Source organism: Massilia alkalitolerans DSM 17462, assembly GCF_000427785.1.
GTDB lineage: Bacteria > Pseudomonadota > Gammaproteobacteria > Burkholderiales > Burkholderiaceae_D > Telluria > Telluria alkalitolerans.
The window spans coordinates 353,994-380,385 of record NZ_ATYR01000003.1 but is presented as its reverse complement, the minus strand read 5'-3'; the positions used below and the strand labels follow the sequence as shown (position 1 = coordinate 380,385).

Genomic DNA, 26,392 nt, shown 5'->3' with positions numbered 1-26,392 from the left:
TTTCGGACTGGCGCAAACCCCGACTGCCCTGCGAGAGCTGGACAAATGGATGCGCCACCGCCTACGTGCAATTCACCTGAAACAGTGGCGATGTGGGCCTACCATCTATCGAGAGCTGCGAAAGTTGGGGGCAACGCCGAAAGTCGCTGCTCTGGTTGCGGGGAACAACCGCAGCTGGTGGCGCAACAGCAGGCTTGCCCTGAACAACGTCCTGACGATTGGCTACTTTGAGCGTCTTGGCATGCCTCGCCTCACTTAACCTCAACTACTCGAACCGCCCGGTGCGGAACCGCATGCCGGGTGGTGTGGGAGGGGCCGGTCAGCATGCTGACCGCCCCTATCCCAATTACCGACAGGAATTACGTGCAGGTACCGATCTGCTTGGTATCGCCATCGCGCACCGGCTGGCCGGCAGTCCGCGCAGCGGGCAGCGCACGGGAGACATCCTCGTACTGGCTGAAGCCGCCGCGGTCGAGCCAGGCCTGGAAATCGCGCCGGGCAGCGGCATACCAGGCCGCACGCAGGGCGCACGTCGTGTCCGACGTGCCACCATGATGCAGGTGGGGAATGTGGCCACCATGCTGCCAGCGCGACAGCGCCAGCCGGGTGGGGAACAGGGCAGCATGGAATCTGGCCATCTGGCGCCGCTCGGCAGGATCGGCTGCTTGCGGAAGAACTCCATCGGTCGGTTGCGCGTCGGTATGCACGGTCTTGTCCTATCAGTCTGGGCGAGGACGTATGCCGTAAAGATATCCTCGTGTCATTAGGTGGATTCCTAACGCGTTGAAGTCTATCAATCAGAATCTTCCTAGGCTTGACGCGCATCAAATGTGCGGAAGCATCCGAAGACCTGTCGGAATATTACTTACCTCAAATGGGTAATCAGTGCCAGGGCAAGGGGCACGGGCGGTGCTTTGTCGGGACAGCCCCTTCTGTTAAAGTGGCGCCCCATGAGCAAACTATCCCTGGACCGCATCCTGCAATCGCAGGGATTCGGCACCCGCAAATACTGCCGCGCGCTGATCGAGGACGGCGACGTGCTGGTCAATGGCGCGGTCGAAGACAATTACAAGGCCAGCTTCGATACGACGGACCTGGTGCTGACCGTGTTCGACGAGGAATGGCGCTACCGCGAACACCTCTATCTTGCGCTGTACAAGCCGGCCAACTACGAGTGCTCGCGCAAGCCGAGCCACCACCCCGGCGTATTGACTTTGCTGCCCGAGCAGTTCGGGTGGCGCGAGGTGCAGCCGGTCGGCCGCCTCGACCACGACACCACCGGACTGCTCCTGATGTCGGACGACGGCCCCTTCATCCACGCCCAGTCCTCGCCCAAGCGCCACGTGCCCAAGGTCTACCAGGCCACCACCGCCGAGCCGGTCACCGATGCGCTGGTCGAGCAGATGCTGGCCGGCGTGCAGCTGCACGACGAGCCGGCGCCGCTCAAGGCGGTATCCTGCGTGCAGCGCGGCGAGCACCTGCTCGAGATCGTGCTGGAGCAGGGCAAGTACCACCAGGTCAAGCGCATGCTGGCGGCCGCGGGCAACCATTGTAGCGCGCTGCACCGCTCGCAGATCGGCGGGCTGACGCTGGAATCGCTCGGGTTGAAGGAAGGGGAGTGGTGCTACCTGGAGCCGGAACAGCTGGCGCTGCTGGTGCCCTAGTAGGGTGGTCGGCTCTGCCGACCGCGCGTTCAACCAGTGGGTGAATAGTAAGCGCCGCATCCATTCAAACGGGAGTTGAGCGCGCGGACGGCGAAGCCGTCCACCCTACGCCAGGCCCAGCTCTCCATATGCCGGCCGCACCTGGCGCCCCGCCTTTTCCACCCGCCGCGCCATGCTCTGCAGGTCGAGCGGCCGGGTGAGCCGGTGGCGCGCGAGCGCCGCGGCGCCGACCGCAACCGCATCCGCGCCGAAACGCGAAGTGCGGATCTCCGGCGCATTGAGCATCGCGGCATCGGCGTAGCCGGCCAGCACCCGGCGTGCCGGCGCGATCAGGGTATCCCCCAGGCTGAGCGCCGGCCCGCCGATGACGATCGCCATCGGGTCGAAGGCGGCCCACAGATTGTTCAGCAGTACCCCGAGCTGTTCCCCGGCCGCGGTCACCGCCGCGCAGGTCTGCTGCTGTCCCTGCGCCACCTTCTCGAACAGCCGCTCGAGCGCCGCACGGCTCGGCTTCTCGGCGCCCAGCAATGAGCCCAGTCCGATCAGCGCGTCCGCGCAGCCGCGGCGCCCGCACGAGCAGCGCGGCCCGTTGGACTGCAGGATCGCGTGCCCGACTTCGCCCGCGAAACCGTTCAGGCCGGTGAGCAGGTTGTCGCCGACGATCACGCCGGCGCCCACGCCATAGCCGATCGACAGGTAGACCAGCGGGTCGGTGCCCGACTGCCCGGTGAATTCGAATTCGGCCAGCGCCGCGACGTTCGCCTCGTTCTGCATGTACAGCGGCAGGGCCTCCAGCGGCGTGCCGGCGAAATGCGCGTGCAGCTGGCTGTCCACGTCGACGTTGCGCCAGCCCAGGTGGGGCGCATAGCGCAGCATCCCGAGCGTCTCGTCCACCCCGCCATGCAGGCCGACGCCGATGCCCAGCACCTGGCGTGCGCCGCTGGTGCCGGTCGAGCGTCCGAGCCGGCGCGCCAGCCGTACCAGCCCGCCAGCCACCAGCTTGATGCAGGAGGCCGGGTCGGCGCTGTCGTCGTAGCTGACCACGCGCGTGTCGAGCACTTCGCCGAGGAGGTTGGTGGCGAGCACGCGCGCTTCGTCCACGCCGATCTCCGCGCCGAGCAGGGCCAGGCGGCCCGGATCGAGGTGTAGCGGCGTCGCGCGCCGGCCCACCTCGCCGGTGGCGATCAGCTCGCGCTCGGTCAGCCAGCCTTCGTCCACCAGGTCGCGCACCAGCATGCTGATCGTCGACTTGGTCAGCCCCAGCACCTCGGCCAGCGAGGCGCGCGACAGTCCGGGCTGGGTGCTGACCTGCCGCACCAGGGCCATCCGGTTGAGTTGCTTGAGTAATTGGTGGTCACCGGTGACGGGCATGGATAAATAAAGGTAAGTGAGTGTGAAGATTATGCAACACCAGCAGTAACACAAAAAATTTTTTACGCGCATGCATGGCCGGACGGAGCATTGCAAGTATAACCACCTCCTTGCAGAAATATCACTGATCCGAAAAAACGCGAAGTCCTTGATTTTGCTGTGAAATCGATTTCATAAGTCACCTCGAGCACACGGCCGGCAGCGCCAATTACCTGGCCCGGCGACCCTTAGATCGTATCCAGAATGAATTTTTTTGTATTGACTCACGGTGTTTTAGCACGCAGTTCGTTTGTTCGACGAATTGACTAATTCAAACATCGCCTTTACTCTTTCGTCAATACAAAAAGTCCGAGCGGCAATTTATAAGCCAAGGCGATGCAGCAGTCGCACAAGGCACAACGGACACGGCCCGACTACAAAGTTCCAATCAGGTGTTTTCGATGACACCACCAGCGGCACGTTCCCACCCGGGCGCGGCCATATTTGTAGAAGAGAGGAGACACAGTGCTGCACAAACCAAAAAAGGGTAATTCGCGCTACCCGGGTACCAAACGTCGCTTGATCACCCTTGCCGTGGCGAGCGCCTGCGCTACCCTGGTCGCTCAGGCGCATGCGCAGGAAGCGAACACCGCAGCCGTCGCCAACGCGGCCGATCCGGCCAATACCGCGCCCCCCACCGCCGCCAACACCGTGGTCGTGACCGGTATCCGCGCCGCCATGCAGTCGACGCTGAACCTGAAGCGCAATTCGGACGGCTTCGTCGACGGCATCGCGGCCGACGACATCGGCAAGTTCCCCGACACCAATCTCGCCGAGGCGCTGCAGCGCATCAGCGGCGTGTCGATCGACCGCAACCGCGGCGAAGGCGCCCTGGTCACCGTGCGCGGCGTCGGCCCGGACCTGAACCTGGTGCTGCTCAACGGCCGCCAGATGCCGACCGCGAACCTGGGCGACCAGTCCGGCCGCGCCTTCGACTTCAGCAACCTGGCGGCGGAAGCGGTGTCGCAGATCCAGGTGTACAAGAGCGTGCGCGCCGACGTCACCCCGGGCGGCATCGGCGCCACCCTGAACGTCATGACCGGACGTCCGCTCGACCTCGGCAAGCAGGCCAGCTTCGGCGCCAAGGTGATGTACGACGAGTCGAACAACAACCTGCCCGACCAGAACAAGGCCAGGCGCTCGGCCACCCCGGAAATCTCCGGCCTGTACAGCAATACCTGGAACGACGGCATGTTCGGCCTGTCCGCCAGCGCCAGCTACCAGGAACGCAACATGGGCATCAACACGGCCGCCATCATCAACGGCTGGCTGGGCCCGTTCAAGATGGGCGATACGAGCGACGGCGCGATCCCGCAGCCGAACAACCCGAACTTCGTCAACATCAAGAACCCGCCGAGCGGCAACGACCTGTACCTGTCGCCACAGAACATGTCGTACAAGATGAACGGCTACCAGCGCCAGCGCACCAACGGCCAGCTGACCTTCCAGTTCCGCCCGGTCAAGGAACTGACCACCACCCTGGACTACACCTTCGCCGAGAACAAGCTCCAGCACCGCTACAGCGAGCTGTCGGCCTGGTTCGGCCACAACATGGACATCCAGGGCGCCCAGTTCAGCGGCGGTCCGCTGTCCTCGCCGCTGTACTACGAAGAGCGCTACACCAGCCCCCAGGACATCTCGATGAACGGCGGCGACTCCGCCCGCACCTCGACCCTGAACTCGCTCGGCTTCAACACCCAGTGGCGCGCCACCCCGGACCTGACCCTGAGCGTCGACGCCCACCACTCGGTGGCCGAAGCGAAGTCGGACAGCCCCTACGGCTTCAACAACGACCTGGCCACCGCCAGCTTCAGCCGCGGCATTACGCGCGCCGATTTCACCAGCGAGATGCCGGTGCTGTCGATCCAGGGCGCCGATTTCATCGGCAGACCGCACCAGGTCGCGGGCTCGTGGTTCCAGGACGGCCGCAACAAGATGACGCTCGACCAGGCCCAGCTGGGCGGCAAACTGAAACTGTTCGAAAGCTCGGGCCTGAACTTCGGCGCAGCCTTCACCAAGAACAAGAACGAGTCGGTCTTCCAGCAGGTGCAGCGCGATACCTGGGGCGGCACGGTGCCGGTCACGTCGAACGCCTACGACCAGAACATGTGGCACGCGGATAACCTGCGCAACTACTTCAGCAAGCTGGGCGGCGCGGACAATCCGGCCCTGTTCACCCAGATCCACCCCTTCGATTTCGAAGCGGTGCGCAATGCCGCCATCGCCATCACCGGCGACCGCGCCGGCTACACCCCGAGCCTGGCCAACCCTGCCTACGACCGCACCACGATCGAGAAGACCAAGTCGCTCTACTTACAGTTCAACACCGACTGGGACACCGCGATGCCGATGCACACCGGGATCGGTTTCCGCTACGAGCAGACCCGCGTCTCGTCGACCGGCCTGACCAAGGTGCCGACCGGTATCCGCTGGATTTCGGAAAACGAGCTGCCGGTGGATTTCGGTTCCCAGACCTTCGAGACGCTGGAAGGCAAGTACAACAACTTCCTGCCGAGCATCGACTGGGACATCGAGCCGCGCTCCGACATGAAAGTGCGCGCCAGCTATGGCGTGTCGATCGGCCGTCCGCGCTACGACCAGATCGCCGGCGGCAGCACCTACGGCACTACCGCCAGCGTCACCGGCGTGACGGTCAGCCGCGGCAACCCGGCGCTGGAGCCGGTCAAGTCCAAGAACCTGGACCTGTCGGCCGAGTGGTACTACAACAAGCAGAGCATGCTCTCGCTGGGCCTGTTCCACAAGAAGCTGACCGACTACACGGGTTCGACCGTGATCACCGAGGGTTCGCCGAGCGCGACCACGCCGGTGGGCGGCGCCTACTGGAATGCGGCGGTGGCCTCCGGCTGCTCGGTCTCGAACCGGATCTGCATCCGCAACTACATCCTGCGCAATTACGCCGGCCAGCCGGGCGTGACCTACACCGGCGACAACTCGTCCGGCGTGGCCCAGGGCACGATCACCGGGGTCGCGGGCAATCCGGCGCTGCCTTACCAGGTGTCCACCCTGGTCAACTCGCAGGGCGACACCCTGAAGGGCGCGGAGGTCAACTGGCAACACATGTTCAACAACGGCTTCGGCTTCCAGGCCAACTACACCTACGTGAAGTCGGGCCTGACCTATGACGACCTGGGCGTGGGCAACCAGTTCGCGCTGGTCGGCCTGTCGGACTCGGCCAACATCGTCGGTATCTACGAAGACACGAACTGGTCGGTGCGCGCAGCCTACAACTGGCGCGACCGCTTCCTGTCCTCGACCGCCGACAACGGCAAGCCGAATCCGAGCTATGTCGAGCCCTACGGCCAGCTGGACCTCTCGATCGGCTACAACGTCAACAAGAACCTGAGCCTGTCGCTGGAAGCGATCAACGTCAACGATGCGACCCAGCGTGTCCATGGCCGCTCCGAGATGCAGGTGCTGCAGGTATCGACCGGCGGCCGCCGCTACATGGTGGGCGCCCGCTACAAGTTCTAAGTTCTTGGTGCCGGGCGGCACCCGCTGCCGCCTTTCCGACAGGCCGTCTTCGTGCGGCCTGTTTTTTTTTGACACGCATGGCTTTGCCTATGCGAAACTTAAGGCGGAGGAGACCATGAACCAATCCGTTTTGCTGCACAGCCTGGAACACAAGGACCTGCGCGTCATTGCCGAACGCGGCGCCGCCTACGGCGACGACGTGATGTTCAGCCTGACATTCCCGCAGGAGTTCCGCCAGGTCCAGGCCCATTACCCGATCGTCTTTCGCGCCACGAACGACGCCGCCGGCTACGAGGCGCTGGCGCTGTTCGGCTTCGAGAGCGGCGAGAACCTGTTCCTCGGCCCGCAAGGCTGGGACGCCCACTACGTCCCGCTGAACATCGAACGCCGGCCCTTCCTGATCGGCCGCCATGGCGACGAACTGAACGTCCACATCGACATCGACCACCCGCGCGTGAGCCGGACCGCGGGGCAGGAGCTGTTCCTGCCCTATGGCGGCACCAGCCCCTACCTGGAACGCATCCATTCGGTGCTGCTGACCCTGCACCAGGGCCTGCAAGCCATGCCGGCCTTCGTGGACGCGCTGGTAGAGCACGCGCTGCTCGAATCCTTCGTTGCCGACATCGAACTGAGCGACGGATCGCAGCACCGCTTGACGGGCTTTTACACGATCAACGAGGAGCGGCTGCAGGCGCTGCCGGGCGCCGCGCTCGAGCGACTGAGCCGCGCCGGCCACCTGGAGCCCATCTACATGGCGCTGGCTTCGCTCGCCAACTTCCGCGACCTGATCGCACGCAGGGAGCGGCGCCATGCTGCCTGAACCCGCGCCGATCCGCGAGCTCGACGGCAGCGTGCCGGGCGTGCTCAGCGACGCACTGCTGACCTCGACCGAACCCGTGGTGCTGCGCGGGCTGGCGTCAAGCTGGCCGATGGTCGCCAGGGCGCGCGCCTCGCAGCAGGAAGCGGGCGCCTACCTGCGCCGCTTCTACCGCGGCGAGCAGGTGCTGGCCTTCCTGGGCGCGCCCGAGATGGCGGGGCGCTATTTTTATAACGAGGACCTGAGCGGCTTCAATTACGCCGCCATCAAGGCGCCGCTCGACAAGGTGCTGGAAGAACTGGAAGACCACAAGGACGACGTGCGCCCGCCCTCGGTCTACGTCGGCTCGACGATGATCGACCACTACCTGCCGGGCTTCCGTTCCGAGAACGACCTCGACCTGGGCGGGCGCGTGCCGCTGGTGAGCATCTGGATCGGCAACCGCTCGCGCATCGCCGCCCACTACGACGTACCGGACAACATCGCGGTCGTGGCCGCGGGCCGGCGCCGCTTCACGCTGTTCCCGCCGGAGCAGGTGTCGAACCTGTACATCGGGCCGCTCGACTTCACCCCGGCCGGGCAGGCGATCAGCCTGGTCGACTTCGCCAAGCCCGACCTGGAGCGCTTCCCGCGCTTCGCGCAGGCCATGGAGCAGGCCCGGTCGGCCGAACTGGGGCCGGGCGACGCGCTCTTCATTCCTTCGATGTGGTGGCACCACATCGAGGCGCTCGCGCCTTTCAATGCGCTGGTCAACTATTGGTGGCGCCAGTCGGCGCCGCACATGGATTCGCCGGTCAGCAGCCTGATGCTGGCGCTGCTCACCATGCGCGAGCTCCCGCCCGCCCAGCGGCGCGCCTGGCAGGAGCTGTTCCGCCACTACGTCTTCGAAAGCGATGGTAGTGAGGCCGCCCATATTCCGCCCCGGGCGCGCCGCATGCTGGCCCCGCTGGACGCCGATGGCGCCCGTGCGCTGCGCATCCAGCTGCTGAACAGGCTGAACCGGTAGGGTGGGCGGCTGCAAACAGTGCGCCATCATCCCGGGTTTTCCGCGACACTGCTGTTGACAAACCGTCATGTCACGGGCACGCTTGCCCCTGTCATTGCGTCCGCACAGCCGTTTTCGAAGAAAGCCCATGCATTTGAAGAAGATTCCCGCAGCCCTGCTGCCCGTCCTGCTCGCCACTCCAGTCTTCGCCCAGCAAGCGACTCCAACGGTAACCCAGCAACTGGCCGACTGCACCAGGCTGGTCGACACCCGGGAGCGCCTGGCCTGTTTCGATAGCCTGGCCGCGGCCCATGGCGCCACGCCCGCCGCACCCGCCGTCCTTGCCGCGCCGGCCCAGGGGGCGGAGGTCGCCGCCGTTCCCGGCCAGCAGCCGACCGCGTTCCCGGCCAAGCCGCAGCCGAACCCGGCCGCTTCGGTCGATCCGGCGGTGGAAGCGGCCGCCGAGTACACCATGGACTCGCACTGGGAACTGAACGAGAAGCACCGCCGCGGCATCTTCGTGTTCCGCCCGCACCGGCAGAACTACCTGATCGCGACCCGTACCCACCGCCCCAACGAGGCGCCCTACCAACCCTTCCGCGCGGCCGACTTCACCGGCAAGCTGTCGCACGCCGAACTGCAGTACCAGCTCGGCTTCAAGATGAAGGCGGTCGAGACGGCCTTCGAGCTGCCGATCGACGTCTGGTTGGCATACACCCAGAACAGCTTCTGGCAGGCCGACAACAGCGAGGCTTCCAGCCCCTTCCGCGAGACCAACTACCAGCCCGAGGTGATGGTGGTGACGCCGCTGAACTACAGCATCTTCGGCGCCAACCTGAAGTACCTGAACCTGGGCCTGGTTCACCAGTCGAACGGCCAGACCTCGACCCTGTCGCGCAGCTGGAACCGGCTCTATGCCCAGGTCGGCATCGAGCGCGGCCGCTTCTCGATGACGGCGCGCGTGTGGAAGCGCCTGAACGAGCGGTTCGAGGACGACGACAACCCCGACATCATCGACTACATGGGCCGCGCCGAACTGTCCGGCACCTACCGGATGGACGGCCACGAGTTCACCGCCATGCTGCGCCGTAACCTCTCGACCAGCAAGGGCGCGACCCAGCTCGGCTGGGCCTTCCCGCTGGCCGGTCCGCTCAAGGGCTATGTGCACTGGTTCTCGGGCTATGGCCAGAGCCTGATCGACTACAACTACTTCCAGCGCACCATCGGCGCCGGCGTGGTGGTGCGCTATTGATGTTGTAGGGTGGACGGCTTCGCCGTCCGCGCGTTCAGCTCCAACATGCGTTGCGACTGCGCGTCCATAATTTGGACGCGCGGACGGCATAGCCGGCTACGCGCCCCGGTCCACCCTACGAACTACAATAGCGGGTTTCCAGATAGAGCCCGCTTGATATGAAACTCGCTACCCTCAAGGACGGCACCCGCGACGGGATGCTGGTGGTCGTCTCGCGCGACCTGAAGACCGCCCACGTCGCCGACGGCATCGTGCCCACCCTGCAGGCCGCGCTCGACGACTGGGCTTTCATCGCGCCCCAGCTGGCAGACCTGTACCTGCTGTTGAACGAAGGACACGCCCGCCGTCCCTTTGACTTCGACCCGGCCAAATGCATGTCTCCGCTGCCGCGCGCCTACCAGTGGGCCGACGGCTCGGCCTACGTCAACCACGTCGAACTGGTGCGCAAGGCGCGCAAGGCCGAGATGCCGGCCTCGTTCTGGCAAGACCCGCTCATGTACCAGGGCGGCAGCGATGACTTCATCGGTCCGATGGACGACATCGTGCTGGCGCATGAAGAGTGGGGCATCGACTTCGAGGCCGAGGTGGCCGTGGTCACCGGCGACGTGTCGATGGGATCGACGCCCGACGCGGCGCACGGCCAGATCCGCCTGCTCATGCTGGCCAACGACGTCTCGCTGCGCAACCTGATTCCCGACGAACTGGCCAAGGGTTTCGGCTTCCTGCAGTCGAAGCCGGCAACCAGCTTCGCGCCGGTGGCGGTCACGCCGGACGAGCTGGGCGATGCCTGGCGCGGCGGCAAGGTCCACCTGCCGCTGAAATCAAGCTGGAACGGCAGGCTGGTCGGGCAGCCGGATGCCGGCACGGACATGGTCTTCAACTTCCCGCAGCTGATCGCGCACCTGGCCAAGAGCCGCAACGTGCGCGCCGGCAGCATCGTCGGCTCGGGCACGGTGTCGAACAAGGATACGTCGAAGGGTTATTCCTGCATCGCCGAGCAGCGCTGCCTGGAGAGCATCGAGTTCGGCGAGCCGGTTACCCAGTTCATGCGCTTCGGCGACACCATCCGGATCGAGATGCTGGATGAGAAGGGCAAGTCGATTTTTGGGGCGATCGAGCAGGCGGTGAAGCGGCTGGAACGCTGACGGCTTGGGTTGGTAGGGTGGTCGGCTTCGCCGACCGCGCGTTCAACCGGCTGACGATTAGCCGCGACACTATTCATCCACGATTTGAACGCGCGGACGGCAAAGCCGTCCACCCTACGAAATCAGCGATCGGACCAAAATGAATCCGGCGCCCCCTCTCCACGCAAATCCACCTCCACCGGCCTGCTGATCCGCCGCAGCACCTCCGCCGCCAGCAGCCGCCCGTCCGGCTCGTGCAGCCGGTACCAGAGGAAGGCCACGCCCGACAGGCGCAGATGCTGGCCGGTGAACAGGTTTTCCTTCACGATGCTCATGCCTTCCAGCCGCAGCTCCGCGTCGAGCACCAGGCTGCCGGCAGTGCGCTCGCTGTAGCCGAGGAAGCGCGTGGCATTGAACAGCGGGCTCCTGTCGCTGGCTTCGCCGGCCTTGAGCGAGTCGACGAAGGCGTCCACCACCTTCAGCTGCGCCAGCGCCGCCTGGCTGACTGCCGCCATTTCCTTCTTCTGCTCGCCCTTGGCGGCATCGAGCAGCACCTGCAGCTCGGCGATGCGCTGGGCGTAGGTGGCGCGGTGGACGGCGAGGGCATTCAGGCGCCCCAGCAGTTTTTCGTAGCGTGCCCAGTCGAGTTCGCCGAGGTAGCCGCCCCCGAGTCCGCTGATGCGCTCGGGACAGGTTTGCGCCAGGGCGCTGGCGAACAGGCTGCGCGCCCCTTCGCCATAGCCGATCCCGGTCGCGCTCACGTCGCTGCGCAGCAGGGCGGCGATGTCGGCGCCCGCGCGCACCGTGGCCGGCACGATGGTGAGCACGGCCAGCGGCAGCGCGGCCGCGCCGGAGCCCGGCGGGCGCTGGGTGTCGAGGTAGCGCTGCAAGGCCTTGTTGCGCTCGGCCATATCGCCGGAAAAGCGGGTGAGGGCGCTGTCGACGCTGCGCGCCGCCACCATTCCCTGGCTCGTGGCCGGATCGTAGAGGGCGGCGGTGCGGCCGGCCGGCAGGCGGGCACACAGGGTTGTTGCAAGCTCGCGCGCCAGGTCGAAGGCACGTACCAGTCCGGCCGCGCCGAACTGGCGGGTGTCGACGCTGCCTGCCAGCGGCTTGGACTGGGCTAGCGGCAGGCGCGCCAGCAGTTCGGCGCGTTCGGCTTCGGCAAGGGCCTGGCGTGTCTCGGCCTCGAGCTGGCGGGTGCGGAGCTCGGCCAGGTCGGCTGCGGATTGGGCATGTGCGTCTGCCGCGGGGACGGCAAGCAACAGGCAAAACAGGAAGAAATAAAGAAAGAGGGCAGAGCAAGAACGTTCGATACCGCGGGTGAAGGCCATGCCGGCTCCCGAATCCTTGGGTTTATTCAGCAAGGATAATTGCTAAGAATAAAGATGTAACGAATTGTCCGGAAATAGTAGGAGAAGTTTCAGGACGGTTGATTGTTAGACGTCAACATCCCTAGAATCGCCGGATTGTTCTTGAAAGATCAATAACTTACAGCGTCTAGCAAGGAAACAGTCTGTAACACGATTAGGCGTTGGCTAAATAGAAATGCGATAGAATTGACGAGTTAACAAAGTGGTTCTATGAGTATTATTAATTTGCCATTGACTGCCCTCGAGCTTGGCTTCGCCGCGTCGCTAGCCTGTTCGCTGCTGCTCGTCCTGACGACGCGCTGGCATGGACGCTTTTCGCTGGACGCGACGCACGGCGTGCAGAAATTCCACATTACCCCGACGCCCCGCGTCGGCGGCGCCGCCATCATGCTGGGCCTGTGGCTGTCGCTCGGCGTCCTGCCTGCAGCGCAGCAGGAACTGCTGTTGCCGGTGCTGGTGGCCGCCATGCCGGCCTTCGTGTTCGGCCTGGCTGAAGACCTGACGCGCAAGGTCTCGGTGCGGGCGCGCCTGTTCGCCACCATCGCCAGTGGCGTGTGCTGCTGGGGTCTGACCGGGGTCACCCTGCTGCACATCGGCATTGGTCCGCTCGACATGATGCTGACCTGGCTTCCGGCATCGGTCCTGTTCACCGCCGTCGCGGTGGGCGGCGTGGCCAACGCGGTCAATATCATCGACGGCTTCAACGGTTTGGCGAGCGGCACCGTGCTGATCGGCATGGCGGCGCTCGGCATCATCGCCCAGGACGCCGGCGACGCCAACCTGGCGCAACTGTGCTTCGTGATATGCGCCGTGACCGCCGGCTTCTTCGTCGTCAATTTCCCCTTCGGTAAACTGTTCCTTGGCGATGGCGGCGCCTACCTGCTCGGCTTCCTGCTGGCCTGGCTGTCGGTGATGCTGGTGTACCGCAATCCACTGGTGTCGCCCTGGGCGCCTTTGCTGGCATGCGGCTATCCGGTGTTCGAGACCGTGTTCACTATCTTGCGCCGCCTGTGGTGCCGCCGTCATCCCGGTCATCCAGATAGCTGGCACTTGCACAGCCTGGTCAAGACCGCGATCGTGGCGCGCTTCCTGCGCGGGCTGCCGGCGCCGCTGCGCAATGCCTGCGTGTCGCCCGTGTCCTGGCTGGTGGCGCTGGTGCCGGCCATGATGGCGGTACGCTTTGCGGCCGTGCCGGAAGCGCTGTTGCAGGGCGTGCTGGCAAGTTTCCTGCTGTATCTGTCGGTGTATGCGTTTGTGGTTTCGGCGTGGTGGGCAAGGCGGCGGCGTATCAAGCGCAGCGATCCGCTGCCCGCTGCCGTATTGGGGCAACCCGATGCGCCCCTGGCCCAGCGCGGGCTGTGAATCCCTGCTGCACAGCTGACGCGCCGTCATCCCGCTCACGGCTCGGTGTCCACGTATTGGAGGGATGAACAGGGGGGCGTTAGCGCAAGTGGGGAGTGTGTATGCTTGTGCGGCCAACTGCCTTGGCGGTGTAATTTGTGTTGGCCGAGTCCATGAGAGAACTCGGCAAAAAAAATTTGTGCGCGGGAAAGGCCGGCTACGACCGGATGTGCACGCACAAATTAATTAATCAGGCAGTCAGGAACACGGGAGAGTAAGAACTTGTTGCCATCAAGTCACCGAGTTTAGCTCCGAGATCTTCGCGGCGAAGTTTGAAGAATACGTCGATGTCATCCTCGCTTACACGCTGTGCTCCGAAGCGCTCGTGGAAGGCGATTACCCGAGTATTTTCTTTCCGCACGTCAAAATGACTAGCCGGATAGCCGAGCACACCAAATCCAAAATCATAAATGAAAAGCGCAGATTCCAACGCCGCTAGTCGTGGCTTGTCGGAATCAAGAATCCAGCTTCCCCAGCAGAAGCTATCTTCACGCAGGTCGTAAATCCGAACCGTGCCACAGTCTGCGCCAGTCAGTTTGTTTTTTACGATGAAATAATACTCCAGGCCCTGGGCTTCGCGGGTGACGTAACCTTCTAGGAACTTTGCCTGGGCTTCCACGCTTGGAGGTGCCGCCGAAAGATGCTGGTTGAATTGGGGATCGATGCGCAACGAATAAATGTACTCGGCGTCGGTTGGCCTGGCCAAGCGCATTTCGATCGAGGGTGGAGCAGACATAACCTGCTGCGCTTTATCCATTGCCACCTTCACTTTTAAATCATTCATTTTAACCATTCTTGCGAAAATATTCTGCCATTCAAACAGCAGTGTGTTGCGCCCTTAATCCCTGTCCCAAGTGTCAACGTTAACCGAATTCTTTTCCGGCCTGGCTGAAGATATTTGAACTGCACAGTAGAACAAAATTCGCAACATGCAACCTGCGGACTTGGGATGGCGAAGAATTGTATTTAATAGGGCGAAATTCTAGCGCACTCCACGATGTTCTGGCGACGTTTTCTTCGAGGAAGTTGCCGCTTTCGACTTTCCTGGTAGGCAAGAACCTGTCTCGAGCTTCGTATGCTTGGGCATCCTTCGGGTTCAGCCACCATTGAAAGGTAGCAAGCCGAGCTGGCCTTCTACAGAAACGCTATGGAGGATGCACTGGAGTGCAGCATGCGTATGTACACGCGTCCTGCCGTCGCCACGAGACAGCCAGACGTTAGCTGCTGGCTCTGCAGTCCGCTCCATCTACCACTGTATCGAGCAGGGCTGACCACTCTCGCGGTCCGAGGCTTGTAGATTGTTATGCGACAAGCATGCTGGAGTCTCAAGTAAGCCTGTGTTCAAGGTTTATTTCGTCGCATATTTGCGACCGCGGTGCTTGCGCTGCGTCATCAATGTTAATATCTTGGGTTTTGTGCGTGCGATAGTGCCGCTTGGCAACTAGACAAGGCCGTGTTCAGGTGGCCTCTAGACCACTACCGCTGTGTTTGCATTTTGTCACGTGGCTGCGATGTTGAACGCTTGTTCCGTACTTGTCGCAGCCCTTACCGATCTCATACATACGAATTCTGCCTCGGATCGCTCCGGAACTTCGCGTGCTGGTTTTACTTCCGCGCCGACACCCGATCATATCCGTTTAAGCATACTGGATTAATAATTAGTAAGTTCACCAAAGACATGGATAAAAATTCTCCCGTCGCTACCGTACTGAAACAAATAGCCGCTGCAGCATTCTTGCTTGGATCGTTGGGCGGAATTGCGCAAGCGCAAATCGCTCAAGAAGTGCAAAGCACCAACGAGCGTCCAGAAGCTTTTGTGCCTGCTGAGCAAAGCCAGTCGCCGAGGCTTCCGAATATTGTCAATGCACGCCCTGAGTCGCGCAATCAGCAACAGCAGCAAATGGAGAAGCGGCCTGCGAAAGTTGCGGTGGTTGCAGATGTGTTCGGTGAATATGTGAACACTGTAACTGGGGCGAAGCTGCAGATCTTCGGCAAGGAGCTATTCACCGACGTTCCAACCACATTTGCGCCTTTCGATGCAGCGCAGGTGAATGGCGATTATGTGATTGGGGCTGGCGATGAATTGCAGATTCGCGGCTGGGGCATGATCAATGTCGATGTCACCGCCACGGTCGACCGGGGCGGTTCGATTTATATCCCGCAAGTTGGGGCAGTGAAAGTCGCGGGAATCAAATACCGTGATTTGCAGGGCCACCTCAAGCAGGCAATCGGTCGAATTTTCAGCAATTTTGAACTGACCGCAAGCATTTCACAGACGCGCGCGCTTCAAATCTATGTCGTCGGTCACGCCGTGCGACCCGGCACTTATACGCTCAATTCGATGAGCACGCTGCTGAATGCGGTGTTCACCTCCGGTGGCCCAAGCGCGGCAGGTTCGATGCGCAACATCCAGCTCAAACGCGGCGGTTCGACGGTAGGCACGTTCGACTTGTACGACATGCTGGTACGTGGCGACAAGAGCGGTGACCTTTCGCTGCGCGACGGCGACGTCATCTACATTCCGGAAACCGGGCCGCTGGTCGCACTCACCGGTAACGTAAAAACTCCTGCGATTTTCGAGATGAAAGGCCAGTCTTCTCTGGCTGATGTGATTGCGTGGGCAGGAGGCATCGACTCGTCGGCACAACAAAAGCAGATTATCGTCGAGAAGACCGTCAATAACGTTTATCAGACCATGACGAAGTTTGTGGCCGACCAGGGTTACGCAAATAAACTCGCAGGTATCCCTGTCCAGCCTACCGATGTAATCCGCGTTTTCGCTCCGGCCTCGGTCGCTGTGCAAGCTCAACTGCAGCATGAGTATGTCCGAGTGTCTGGCGAAGTGAAGCAGAGCGGAATATTCGAGCTCCGTAAGGGAGAGACGCTTCGTGAACTGATGGTCCGCATCGGTGGAACCACGGCCAATGGTTATGTCTATGGTATCCAGCTGAAGCGTGAATCTCTCCGGCAGAGGCAGCAGCAGAAACTCGACGAGGTTGCTGAGCGTTTCGAACGCGACATCGAATCATCCAGCTTGGCGCGGCTTAGTGCAACGGCTGACAAGGATGCTGTCGCGCTGCAAACTGTCGAACTCGAAAGGCAGCGGCGTATTGCCGAAAAACTCCGCTCGGTCAAAGCCGAGGGACGTATTGTGCTGGAGCTGGAAGGCGGCAGTGCCGAGGTCAAGCATTTGCCCGATCTGGCGCTGCAGGACGGCGACAACATCGTCGTGCCCCGTAAACCAGGCACGGTCGACGTGCTGGGAGCGGTATTCCAGCCAAATTCTTTCATTTATAAGCCGAACCGCGTCGTGAACGACTACATCAGCATGGCCGGTGGCGAAACCGCGACCTCGGATACCTCCGAGGTGTACATCATCCGTGCCGACGGCACCGCGCAAAGCGGAAGCAAGCTTGGCTGGCTCAACCGGGTGGGTGGCACGAAGCTCAACGCTGGCGATACTATCGTCGTCCCCGAGAAGATCGATCGAAGCAACTGGCGCCAAACCCTCAAGGAATGGACTGCAATCTTCTACCAGTTCGGTTTAGGTGCCGCTGGCCTGAAAGTCCTGCAAAACTAAAGTAAGGGGCTGCGCGCCCCGCGAACTGCCCGAAAGTAAATGATGTCTGAACAACTCTTAGCTAAAACTCCAACTGCAAATGCCGTTGCCAGCGAGGATATCCACTTGCTCGACCTGTTGACTGTGCTGGCACGGCACAGGGGGTTCGTACTCGGAGCACCTGTTGTCATTGGTGCGTTGGCGCTGGCCGCCACCTTCCTGATCACGCCGGTCTTTGAAAGTACTGCCAAGGTGCTCCCACCCCAGAAGCAACAAAGTTCGGGGGTTGCAGCCGTCTTGGGACAGTTGGGTGGACTGGCAGGCGCTGCAGGCGGACTCGGCGGTTTGAAGACTCCGAACGACCTTTATATCGGCATGCTGCAAAGTCGTTCGATCGCTGACAAACTCATCGTCAAGTACAAACTCAAGGAACGGTACGAAGAAGAGACCATGGACGAGACCCGCAAGGAATTGTCTCTGCGTAGCGAAATCAGTACCGGTAAGAAGGACGGGCTTATTTCGATCAAGGTTATCGATGAGGATCCGGTATTCGCGGCGCAACTGGCGAACGCTTATGTCGACGAGTTGGCGCAACTGACCCAAACGCTTGCGATCACTGAAGCATCGCAGCGCCGCGCGTTCTTCGAAAAGCAGTTGAAGGATGCGAAGGATCAGTTGGCCAATGCTGAAGTCGACCTGCGGAAAACCCAGGAAAAAACCGGCCTGATCCAGCCGTCGGCCCAGGTCGGCACGATTATTACCACCGTCGCTCAGTTGCGTGGAACGATTGCTGCCAAAGAGGTGCAGTTGAATGCGATGCGGACGTTTGCTGCTGGACAAAATCCCCAGATGTTGCAAACCCAGGAAGAGCTGCGTTCCCTCCGTGCACAACTGGCCGCAATGGAAAAAAAGCAGCCGACGCGCGAGGGCGATTTCATGATTCCAACGGGACGGATTCCGGAAGCCGGCGTTGAATATGTGCGCGGAGTCCGCAACGTCAAATACTACGAAACCATCTTTGAACTGCTGGCCAAACAATTCGAATTGGCAAAGATCGACGAAGCCGAAGACTCGTCGATGATCCAGCTTCTGGATAAAGCGATTCCGGCCGAGAAGAAATCAAAACCCCGTCGCGGGACGATTACGATCGCCGGGGTCATCGGGGGAGGGATGCTGGGAATTCTGCTTGCGTTCATTCTGGAGGGCTATGAGCGTTCACGCCGCGATCCCGACAGTAACAAACGGTGGCAGCGCCTTGCCGACGCCTGGAAGCGGCGTCGTCCAGCCGTCTGACCCGGCATTCTTCCATCGTCTTGTGGCAGCGCCATCGCGTCCAAGGGAAAATTTTTAAAGGAATTTTATGTTGTCAAAGTGCCAGTTGCTGGACATTCCCAAATACTCCGATCCACGCGGTAATCTTTCCGCGATCGAGGGCGGTGTCCATATCCCTTTTGATATCAAGCGAGTGTATTACCTCTATGACGTCCCCGGCGGGTCTTCCCGGGCTGGTCACGGTCATAAGGAACTTCAGCAGGTGATTATTGCCATGTCGGGTAGCTTCGACGTGATCGTCGACGACGGCTTCGAACGGAAGACCGTGCATTTGAACCGCTCCTACCATGGCTTGTACATCCCGAAAATGATGTGGCGAGAGGTGGATAACTTCTCGTCGGGAGCAGTCTGCCTTGTTCTTGCCTCCACCGTGTACGATCCGGCCGACTACTACCATGAGCACGCAGAGTTCGTGAAGATCGCCCACGAGGCGCGAGCGTCGGCTTTGTAATTATTATTTTTATCAGTGATTTCCATGCAAATTCCATTCCTCGACTTAAAAGAAACCAACCTGACGCATGCCGCCGAGCTTGAAGCCGCATTCAGCCGCGTCCTGCATTCCGGTTGGTACATCCTTGGCCGTGAAGTTGAAAGTTTCGAACAGGAGTTTTCGGCCTACTGCGAGGCGAAACATACGATTGGCGTTGCCAATGGTCTGGACGCCATTTTCCTGATCTTGAAAGCGTATGGGATCGGGCCTGGCGATGAGGTCATCGTTCCAAGCAACACCTACATTGCCACCTGGCTGGCAGCTTCACACTGCGGCGCGACGCCCGTACCCGTCGAGCCGAATGCGTCGACCTACAATATCGATCCCGCCAGGATCGAAGCGGCGATCACGCCCCGTACCAAGGCCATCATCGCGGTGCACCTTTACGGCCAGCCGGCGGATATGGACCCCATCAACGAGATCGCCGCTCGTCATGGATTGAAAGTGATCGAAGACGCAGCCCAAGCGCATGGCGCGTTCTATAAAGGGCGCCGCGTCGGCGTGTTGGGTGATGCGGCAGCATTCAGCTTCTATCCGGGCAAGAACCTGGGTGCGCTGGGTGACGGCGGTGCCATCACCACCAATGACCCGGAACTTGCGCAGGCCGTTCGCGTGCTGCGGAACTACGGTTCGCAAAAGAAGTATCACAACGAAGTTGCCGGCTATAACTCGCGCCTCGATGAGTTGCAGGCGGCCCTTCTGCGCGTAAAGCTGAAGGATCTGGACGCGGCCAACAAGCGCAGGTCGGAGATTGCTGCCGCCTATCTGGACAAGCTCCAGGCAGCCGGTATCGTGCTCCCGGCCGTACCCGAGTGGGCTGACCCGGTATGGCACCTGTTCGTTATTCGTCATCCGCAACGCGACGCTCTGGCTGAGCAATTGGCGGCCGACGGCATCGCGACCATGGTTCACTATCCCGTGCCCCCGCACCTGCAGCCCGCATATGCCGAGCTGAACCTTGGTAAAGGCACGTTCCCGGTAGCCGAAGCGATTCACCGCGAAATCCTGAGTCTGCCGATAGGGCCGACGATGACGAATGAGCAGGTCGACGTAGTCTGCGCTGCTATCCTGCGCGCCAACGAACATCGTCCTGGCTAAATGACCTTGATCAAAACGGGGCTGTGGAACGGCCTCGCAGTCGTCATCAAAATGCTGACCATGCTCGGGATTAACAAGATCCTCTCGATCTTCGTAGGCCCAGCAGGTTACGGTGCATTGGGGCAGTTTCAGAATGCCGTGCAGATGATGACCACGTTTACCAGCGGCGCGATCAGCGTTGGCGTTACCAAATACACCGCCGAATATGCGGAGGACGAAGTAGCGCAGCGGCAACTCTGGCGCACCGCGGGAACGATCACCTTGACAGGCTCCATTCTGGGAAGCACGGTTATCGCCTTGTACAGCAAGGAACTTGCCGTTTTCTTCCTCAAACAGGAGAGTTATGCCGGGGTGTTTCTATGGTTTGCGGCAACGCTGGTCCTGCTCGCGTTCAATACCCTATTGCTGGCGATCCTGAATGGCAAGAAGGAGCTCCGTAGTTACGTTTTTGCGAATATTGCTGGCAGCATCTTCGCACTCATCGTGACCGCAGTGATGGTGTATGGCCTCGGTCTGTATGGCGCGCTCGTTGCATTGGCGATCTACCAGTCGATCGCGTTTTTCATCACACTGTTCCTATGCCAAAAGGCATCGTGGTTCAAATATGACGTCTTGTTCGGACGAGTAGATAGAAAGACTGCGGTCAATCTTGCGAAGTACGCAGCGATGGCAGTGACGTCAGCGGTGTGCGTACCAATGAGTCATATCCTGGTCCGGAACCATCTTGGCGAAACGCTGGGATGGGAGGCGGCCGGCCTGTGGGAGGCAACATGGCGCTTGAGCGCTGCTTACCTGATGCTGGTCACGACGACGCTCAGCGTGTATTACCTGCCGAGGTTCGCGGAAATCAGCCAGTGGAGCCAGCTGAAAGCGGAGATCGTACGGGGGTATAAAGTCGTCCTGCCGTTTGCCGCAGCCAGCGGGCTTGCTGTCTACCTCTTGCGGGACCAGATTATTCCGGTTCTTTTTACCAGAGAATTCGCGCCAATGCGCGATCTGTTCGCTTGGCAAATGATCGGAGATACACTCAAGATTGGTGGCTGGATACTATCTTACGTGATGCTCGGAAAAGCAATGTTCAAGCTTTTCATGATTACCGAAGTAATTTTTGCAGCCGGATTCTTCGGCCTGACCTGGCTGTTGACCGGCATGTTTGGTATCGAGGGAGTCGCGATCGCTCACGCTGCCAATTACGCCCTCTACTGGCTGACGATGGCTGTCGCCATTCAGCGCTTCTTCCCGCGCTAAGCGGCGAGCTGTTCTTTTTTGCCCTGATTTCAAAACAAGATGCTTACTATCGTCATTCCTTCGTACAACCATGAGCGTTTTATCGCCGACTGCCTTGACGCAGCGCGTGCGATAGAAGTCGGCGGCAGGCGGATCATCGTCATCGATGACGGTTCGACCGACGCGACGGCGGGCGTGGTCCGTTCGTACATGGACAGGCATCCTGACGAGGGTATCGAGCTAGTCTGCAAAAAAAACAGCGGATTGATCTCTTCGCTTAATCTGGGCCTCGAGATGACCGAAACGGATTTCGTCTATTTCGTTGCGTCCGATGACATCCCGCAAGGCCGCGGGATAATGCAATGCCTGGAGCAGCTCCAATCCGACCCGTCTTACCAGTTCTGTATCGGCGGCGGCGAAAATTTCTTCAGCGATTCGGAGGCGGCGCCGACCCCCGTATATGGCCAGAGGCACCGCTCTTTCTTCGAAGCGAACACCCATCAGCGCAGGCGCGATTTGTTCCTGAATTATCCAAATCCCGTCTTGCTTCAGTCCACAGTGTTCCGTACTCAGGCGCTCAGGACGATCGGTGGATGGGACAGGAATCTTGTACTGGATGATTACCCGACGTTCGTAAAACTGCTGACCCGTTTTCCCGAGCACCAGCGGGACTTTCTGTTCAAGCCGGAGTTCCACGTGGTTCGTTACCGGCATCATGGTACGAACAGCTACAAGAACCTGGCAAAGCAGTTCAACATCGTGAAGCAGACGCTCGAGTTGCTGGCACCGGATGACCTTCGGCAGCGCGCGCTCGGCAGTGCAATCGGTTTCTACCTGCTGGTTGCGGTTCGTAGCCGTGACATCGATGGATTTCGGAGCATTGTGCGGAATTCGAATCGCGGCAGCATGCTGTTCGTGATTCCTTCGATCGCGAAAATCGTGCTGCGCAAGGTTCGGAACTGACATGAGCGATTTCGCATTTTTTCTGGAATTTTTCGAGAACCTTTCGATATTCCTTCCATCCATGATCATCATGATGGGAGTGTTGTTCCTGACAGTACGAAAAATTTCTCCAGCCGGTTACTTGGATCCGCTCCACTTTTACTGGACTTTTACTTTTGGCTCGGCATACGGCATCGTGGTCGGCTTGTTTCTATTGGGGCACATCGACACTTACCTATTCATGATGGTCCTGCTTTTCGGCCTCGTGTTTATCGTTTCGTTCCGGCTTTTTGCCCGCGCCAAAGCCAGTCCAATGAAAAAGACGTTCCTGCGCTTCTTGGTGCCGCGCGGCGAGGGAACGCTCGAATTTGCCGTTGCGTTGACCATATACGTACTGTTGCTGGTCGCGATCATTGCGTTTGTCGGCGTCGGCATGTTTGCCGAATCAAATCGATTCGAGCAGAATCGTGGTTTCGGCATGTTCGTGCGGGTCGCCGACGCGCTGCGCCTGTTTGTTGTTGCCTACTTGGCACTGCTGGCGGTTCGGCGTTTTCGCAATGATGGCGGATTAAAACCCGGGAACCTCGTGTTGTTTTTCTGCGTTCTTGTCCTGATCGTTGTCGGGTCTGTGGTGAACGGATCGAAATTCGCCCTGCTGGAGGCCATCTACGCTGTCATTCTGGCGATATCCATCCATTACGAGAAGCCGAAATTCCGCTTGTGGGTTGCACTCTCCGTATTTTTTTCCGCGCTTGGATTCGCCCTGCTGGTCTTGTCTGCAAACCTGCAAAACGACAGTGGCACGCAGGACGTGGATCCTCAATACACCGCCGGCGATTCACTGGTAGTCGAGCGCTTGCTGCTACGGGTGATCGCCAACGCCGACAAGTATTATTTTTCACTCCCCAATCGCGTCATCGAGGAGTTGAAAACAGACAACGTCCTGGTAGCATTCGGCGCCCCGTTCATCGGTACCGGACGTATGAGCTCACTCGTCGGCTATAGCGTCGACGAACTGAATATCGGACGGCAAACGATCATGTATTTTTATCCATGGAACGATGTCGCAGGCGGGCCCACAAGCCATTTCGACCTCTTTGCATATAAGTATTTCGGATTCCTCTTGGGACCTCTCTTCGTCCTTGCAATATCGTTCCTGCTCTCCTCTCTACTGTTATTGGCGAAGGACGGCAAGGATAAGATTTTCTACTCGGCTCTGGCGGCCGCCATCTGGCTCCGTTCCCAGGCCCTGATGCTCGAACCCACAGTCGGTCTGGCTTACGTGTTCGATCTTTGTTTGTTGTTCTTTCTGCTGAAGATTTCTTGTGCAGTATTTTCGAAAAAGCAGCGTGTATATGAATAATCGTCCAGCAGAAAAAGGTTTGGTGCATGGTGCACCGGAAGTAAGTGTCATCGTTACGGCATATAATCCTGAGCTTCGTTCGTTCGGCAAAAACCTGTCGAGCTATGTGAACCAGGTAGCGCAAGTGGTAGTTTGCGATAACTCCGACAATGCCTCGGTTCAGCAGCAAGTTCGTGATGAGGTTTTGAAATTTGCAAACGCGGTCTACCTGCCGATGGGCGGGAACATCGGCATAGCGGCTGCGCAAAACCGCGGCGTAGACTACGCGATCGCGCACGGTTACGAGTATTTCATCGAGATTGACCAAGATTCGTCGCTTCCTCAAGGATACGTTGAAAAGATCGCGCAGAGCCACGCGCGACTGGTCCAGGACGGAGAACGGGTAGCAGGAATCGGGCCAATCGCCGTGAGGGCGGATGGCTTCGTTTATGACGGCCACGGGAAGACTACGCAAGTAGTGGTCGTAGATAAAACCTTGAGTTCGGGTTTTTTCTTTTCCCGAAAGGCTTATGAGGAAGTCGGTCCGAAGGATGAAGCGTTGTTTATCGATTATGTGGACTGGGAGTGGTGCTGGCGTGCACGTTATCGGGGAATGAAAGTCTATGTCGACCCTGGCAGTGCAATCACCCACATGCTCGGCAACGGCCATCGGAAGATTCTGGGTTTTCAAGTGGGATTACCTGCGCCGATACGTCACTATTATCAATACCGGAACGGCTTTTACATGCTGAAACGCCGGTACGTTCCGCTGTCCTGGCGCATGAAGCGCCTCGTGATCATGCTTGCCAAAATGCCGCTCTATGCATTCTGGGTTGGGGATGGCCAGGCCCGGCGCAAATATATCTGGAAAGCGCTCAGCGACGTAATTGCCGGCAAGGACGGCAAGCTGAGCTGGTAATTGATTTGATCTATGTGTTCTGCCTCGATTCGCGCGTCGTCGCTACCCGGGCAGGACATCGAACTAATAGGAAATATATGATGTTTTCCGTACTGATGTCGGTTTACAAAAAAGAGAATCCCGCTTTTCTCGAAGAATGTTTAAAGAGCTTAATGGCGCAAACGCTTCAGGCGTCTGAAATCGTGCTTGTTGAAGACGGCCCCCTGACTGGCGAGCTGTATGCCGTCATCGACCGTTATTCCGAATTGCTGCCACTCAAGAGCGTAAAACTGGAAACCAACCAGGGTTTGGCAACGGCGCTCAATGTCGGCCTGAAGCATTGTTCCCATGAACTCGTTGCGCGGATGGATACCGACGACATCATGCTTCCCAATCGCTTCGAGTTGCAGGTAGCGTTCATGCAGGCGAACCCGTCTATCGACGTCGCCAGCTCGTGGATCGAAGAGCGCACCCAAACGATGCAGGCATCCGGTTTTGTCAAAAAAGTTCCGCCTACTCATGAAGAGATTCTCAAGTTCTCCAAGCGGCGCAATCCCATCAACCACCCGGCCTCGATCTACAGGAAGAGTTCGGTGCTGGCGGTCGGAGGATATCCTATGGTCTTCCCGGAGGACTATGCACTCTGGTCGGCGATGCTGGTGAAGGGTTATCGTTTCGCGAATATCCCTGCGGTGCTGGTCCATATGCGTACCGGCGACGATTTCATCGTCCGTCGCGGTGTCAGTTTCCTGAAGGGGGAACTGGGACTACTGCGCTATCAGAGATCGATCAGTTTCCTGGGCCTGCATGACCTTTTCATCTATCTGGCAATCCGTACGGTTGTGCGTGTGTCGCCTTCCGGCATGCGCAAACTCTTCTATAAGCACGCCCGTTAAGTGGCTGGATTCGGCCGGGAGCGGTAGATAGAGATAGGTCCTTATACCGGCTGCTGATCCTTGTGCCTTCAGGCATGCATTAGATCGGCATCTGGAATGCGACTGTTGAAAGTCATTCAAATAAATGGAAAAAGTTCTAGTAACAGGAGCTAACGGCTTCGTCGGCAAAGCAGTTTGCATGGAATTGATGGCGCGCGGCATTCCAGTGGTTGCTGCCGTACGCGATGCCTCGGCAAGGATCGCCATGCGTGCTGGTCCGACGATTGAAACCAATAGCGTCGGAAACATCGATGCTGAGACTGATTGGACAAATGCCTTGACAGGATGCTCCAGTGTGATCCATTTGGCAGCGCGCGCCCATATCCTGAACGACACAATCGATGACCCGCTGGCAGCCTTCCGGTCCACCAATGTCGCCGGCTCAGTGCAACTGGCACGCTGTGCGGCCCGTGCCGGCGTCAGGCGTTTCGTATTTGTAAGTTCGATCGGGGTCAACGGCAACGCGAATTCCCGCCCGTTTACTCAAGCGGATGCAGCGGCACCAGCCGAAGCTTACGCAATTTCCAAATTCGAAGCCGAACAAGCCCTGATCGAAGAGACAAGCAATAGTGCGATGGAGCTGGTCATCGTGCGCCCACCACTTGTATACGGCCCAGATTGTCCTGGAAATTTCCTGCGCTTGCTAAAATTGTTGTCGAGTGGTGTTCCGCTGCCGTTCGGGGCGATATCGACCAAGCGCAGTTTCGTCAGTGTCTGGAATCTGGCGGATTTTCTCGCCACTTGTGTCTTGAATCCTCAGGCTGCCGGCGAGGTTTTCCTGGTATCGGATATGGAAGACGTCACCCTGCCTGGTTTGTTGCGCGGCCTCGCAGCAGGCATGGGGAAAAAGGCGCCGCTGTTTTCCCTCAGCCCGGCCTTGCTAGGCTTCGTAGCGGGCATAGCGGGAAAGAGCGCCATGTTTGAGAAATTGTGCGGCAACCTGACGGTGGACGCGAGTCATGCGCGTACAGTGTTGAACTGGCATCCACCGGTTTCGCTGGCCGAAGGCCTTCGGCGGACGGGAAGCTGGTACGTTGACCCTTAAGAAAAA

The 26,392-nt window shown here is 59.9% G+C and carries 22 protein-coding genes; 18 read left to right on the top strand and 4 right to left on the bottom strand.

What is annotated here, in order from left to right; genetic code table 11:
- Positions 1-259: group II intron maturase-specific domain-containing protein (locus YWC_RS33495; protein ID WP_371846083.1), on the top strand; the 259-nt coding region annotated here is incomplete at its 5' end.
- A gap of 100 nt (positions 260-359) precedes the next feature.
- On the opposite strand, the gene YWC_RS0105660 is transcribed toward YWC_RS33495, so the two are convergent.
- The gene (locus YWC_RS0105660) at positions 360-638 is read right to left on the bottom strand and encodes a hypothetical protein (protein ID WP_027864497.1); all 279 of its coding nucleotides are present in this window, start codon (positions 636-638) and stop codon (positions 360-362) included.
- A gap of 312 nt (positions 639-950) precedes the next feature.
- Here YWC_RS0105660 and YWC_RS0105655 point away from each other — a divergent pair, with 312 nt between their 5' ends.
- Entirely contained in the window at positions 951-1,664 is a 714-nt protein-coding gene (locus YWC_RS0105655) for a pseudouridine synthase (protein ID WP_027864496.1), read from the top strand.
- Positions 1,665-1,769: 105 nt separating this feature from the next.
- Here YWC_RS0105655 and YWC_RS0105650 read toward each other — a convergent pair whose 3' ends face one another.
- Positions 1,770-3,035 carry an ROK family transcriptional regulator gene (locus tag YWC_RS0105650; protein WP_027864495.1) on the bottom strand — a complete coding sequence of 422 codons (1,266 nt, stop codon included), beginning with the start codon at positions 3,033-3,035 and terminating at the stop codon, positions 1,770-1,772.
- A 558-nt stretch (positions 3,036-3,593) separates the two neighbouring features.
- On the opposite strand from YWC_RS0105650, the gene YWC_RS0105645 reads away from it, so the two are divergent.
- The 5 genes from YWC_RS0105645 (at position 3,594) to YWC_RS0105625 (ending at position 10,765) form a co-directional block, all read left to right on the top strand.
- Positions 3,594-6,566, top strand: coding sequence for a TonB-dependent receptor (locus tag YWC_RS0105645; protein ID WP_229413016.1), 2,973 nt, complete (start codon positions 3,594-3,596; stop codon positions 6,564-6,566).
- Positions 6,567-6,681: 115 nt separating this feature from the next.
- Positions 6,682-7,386, top strand: a complete 705-nt coding sequence (locus YWC_RS0105640) for a SapC family protein (protein WP_027864493.1) — start codon at positions 6,682-6,684, stop codon at positions 7,384-7,386.
- Positions 7,376-8,389: a cupin-like domain-containing protein gene (locus YWC_RS0105635; RefSeq protein WP_027864492.1), complete on the top strand. Its 1,014-nt coding sequence runs from the start codon at positions 7,376-7,378 to the stop codon at positions 8,387-8,389. Before YWC_RS0105640 ends, YWC_RS0105635 begins: the two co-directional genes overlap by 11 nt.
- A gap of 127 nt (positions 8,390-8,516) precedes the next feature.
- Positions 8,517-9,620, top strand: a complete 1,104-nt coding sequence (locus YWC_RS0105630; RefSeq protein WP_027864491.1) for a phospholipase A — start codon at positions 8,517-8,519, stop codon at positions 9,618-9,620.
- Positions 9,621-9,778: 158 nt separating this feature from the next.
- Complete coding sequence (locus tag YWC_RS0105625; RefSeq protein WP_027864490.1) at positions 9,779-10,765, top strand: fumarylacetoacetate hydrolase family protein; 987 nt, start codon at positions 9,779-9,781, stop codon at positions 10,763-10,765.
- A 122-nt stretch (positions 10,766-10,887) separates the two neighbouring features.
- Here YWC_RS0105625 and YWC_RS0105620 read toward each other — a convergent pair whose 3' ends face one another.
- On the bottom strand, positions 10,888-12,078 hold the full coding sequence (locus YWC_RS0105620) for a hypothetical protein (protein ID WP_229413015.1): 1,191 nt from the start codon (positions 12,076-12,078) through the stop codon (positions 10,888-10,890).
- 249 nt (positions 12,079-12,327) lie between these two features.
- Between YWC_RS0105620 and YWC_RS0105615 the strand changes: the two genes are divergently transcribed.
- A complete protein-coding gene (locus tag YWC_RS0105615; RefSeq protein WP_027864488.1) occupies positions 12,328-13,479 on the top strand; it encodes an MraY family glycosyltransferase in 1,152 nt (383 codons plus the stop codon).
- Between the two features lie 229 nt (positions 13,480-13,708).
- On the opposite strand, the gene YWC_RS28440 is transcribed toward YWC_RS0105615, so the two are convergent.
- Positions 13,709-14,302 carry a GNAT family N-acetyltransferase gene (locus tag YWC_RS28440; RefSeq protein WP_211238945.1) on the bottom strand — a complete coding sequence of 198 codons (594 nt, stop codon included), beginning with the start codon at positions 14,300-14,302 and terminating at the stop codon, positions 13,709-13,711.
- An 894-nt stretch (positions 14,303-15,196) separates the two neighbouring features.
- Here YWC_RS28440 and YWC_RS28435 point away from each other — a divergent pair.
- The 10 genes from YWC_RS28435 to YWC_RS0105560 all read left to right on the top strand — a co-directional run bounded on the left by YWC_RS28435 (position 15,197) and on the right by YWC_RS0105560 (position 26,386).
- Positions 15,197-17,098 carry an SLBB domain-containing protein gene (locus YWC_RS28435; protein WP_084416319.1) on the top strand — a complete coding sequence of 634 codons (1,902 nt, stop codon included), beginning with the start codon at positions 15,197-15,199 and terminating at the stop codon, positions 17,096-17,098.
- A 39-nt stretch (positions 17,099-17,137) separates the two neighbouring features.
- Positions 17,138-18,370 (top strand): GumC family protein, encoded by a 1,233-nt coding sequence (locus YWC_RS28430; protein WP_051306244.1) that lies wholly within the window; start codon positions 17,138-17,140, stop codon positions 18,368-18,370.
- A 67-nt stretch (positions 18,371-18,437) separates the two neighbouring features.
- Positions 18,438-18,860: a sugar 3,4-ketoisomerase gene (locus tag YWC_RS0105595; protein ID WP_036213134.1), complete on the top strand. Its 423-nt coding sequence runs from the start codon at positions 18,438-18,440 to the stop codon at positions 18,858-18,860.
- Positions 18,861-18,884: 24 nt separating this feature from the next.
- Positions 18,885-19,997, top strand: a complete 1,113-nt coding sequence (locus YWC_RS0105590; protein ID WP_027864486.1) for a DegT/DnrJ/EryC1/StrS family aminotransferase — start codon at positions 18,885-18,887, stop codon at positions 19,995-19,997.
- The gene (locus YWC_RS0105585) at positions 19,998-21,245 is read left to right on the top strand and encodes an O-antigen translocase (protein ID WP_027864485.1); all 1,248 of its coding nucleotides are present in this window, start codon (positions 19,998-20,000) and stop codon (positions 21,243-21,245) included.
- Between the two features lie 39 nt (positions 21,246-21,284).
- Entirely contained in the window at positions 21,285-22,187 is a 903-nt protein-coding gene (locus YWC_RS0105580) for a glycosyltransferase family 2 protein (RefSeq protein WP_027864484.1), read from the top strand.
- Position 22,188: 1 nt separating this feature from the next.
- Positions 22,189-23,529, top strand: a complete 1,341-nt coding sequence (locus tag YWC_RS0105575; RefSeq protein ID WP_027864483.1) for a hypothetical protein — start codon at positions 22,189-22,191, stop codon at positions 23,527-23,529.
- A complete protein-coding gene (locus tag YWC_RS0105570) occupies positions 23,522-24,427 on the top strand; it encodes a glycosyltransferase family 2 protein (protein WP_084416318.1) in 906 nt (301 codons plus the stop codon). Before YWC_RS0105575 ends, YWC_RS0105570 begins: the two co-directional genes overlap by 8 nt.
- 80 nt (positions 24,428-24,507) lie before the next feature.
- A complete protein-coding gene (locus YWC_RS0105565; RefSeq protein WP_211238944.1) occupies positions 24,508-25,302 on the top strand; it encodes a glycosyltransferase in 795 nt (264 codons plus the stop codon).
- Between the two features lie 124 nt (positions 25,303-25,426).
- Positions 25,427-26,386, top strand: coding sequence for an NAD-dependent epimerase/dehydratase family protein (locus tag YWC_RS0105560; protein ID WP_027864480.1), 960 nt, complete (start codon positions 25,427-25,429; stop codon positions 26,384-26,386).
- Positions 26,387-26,392 lie beyond the last annotated feature (6 nt).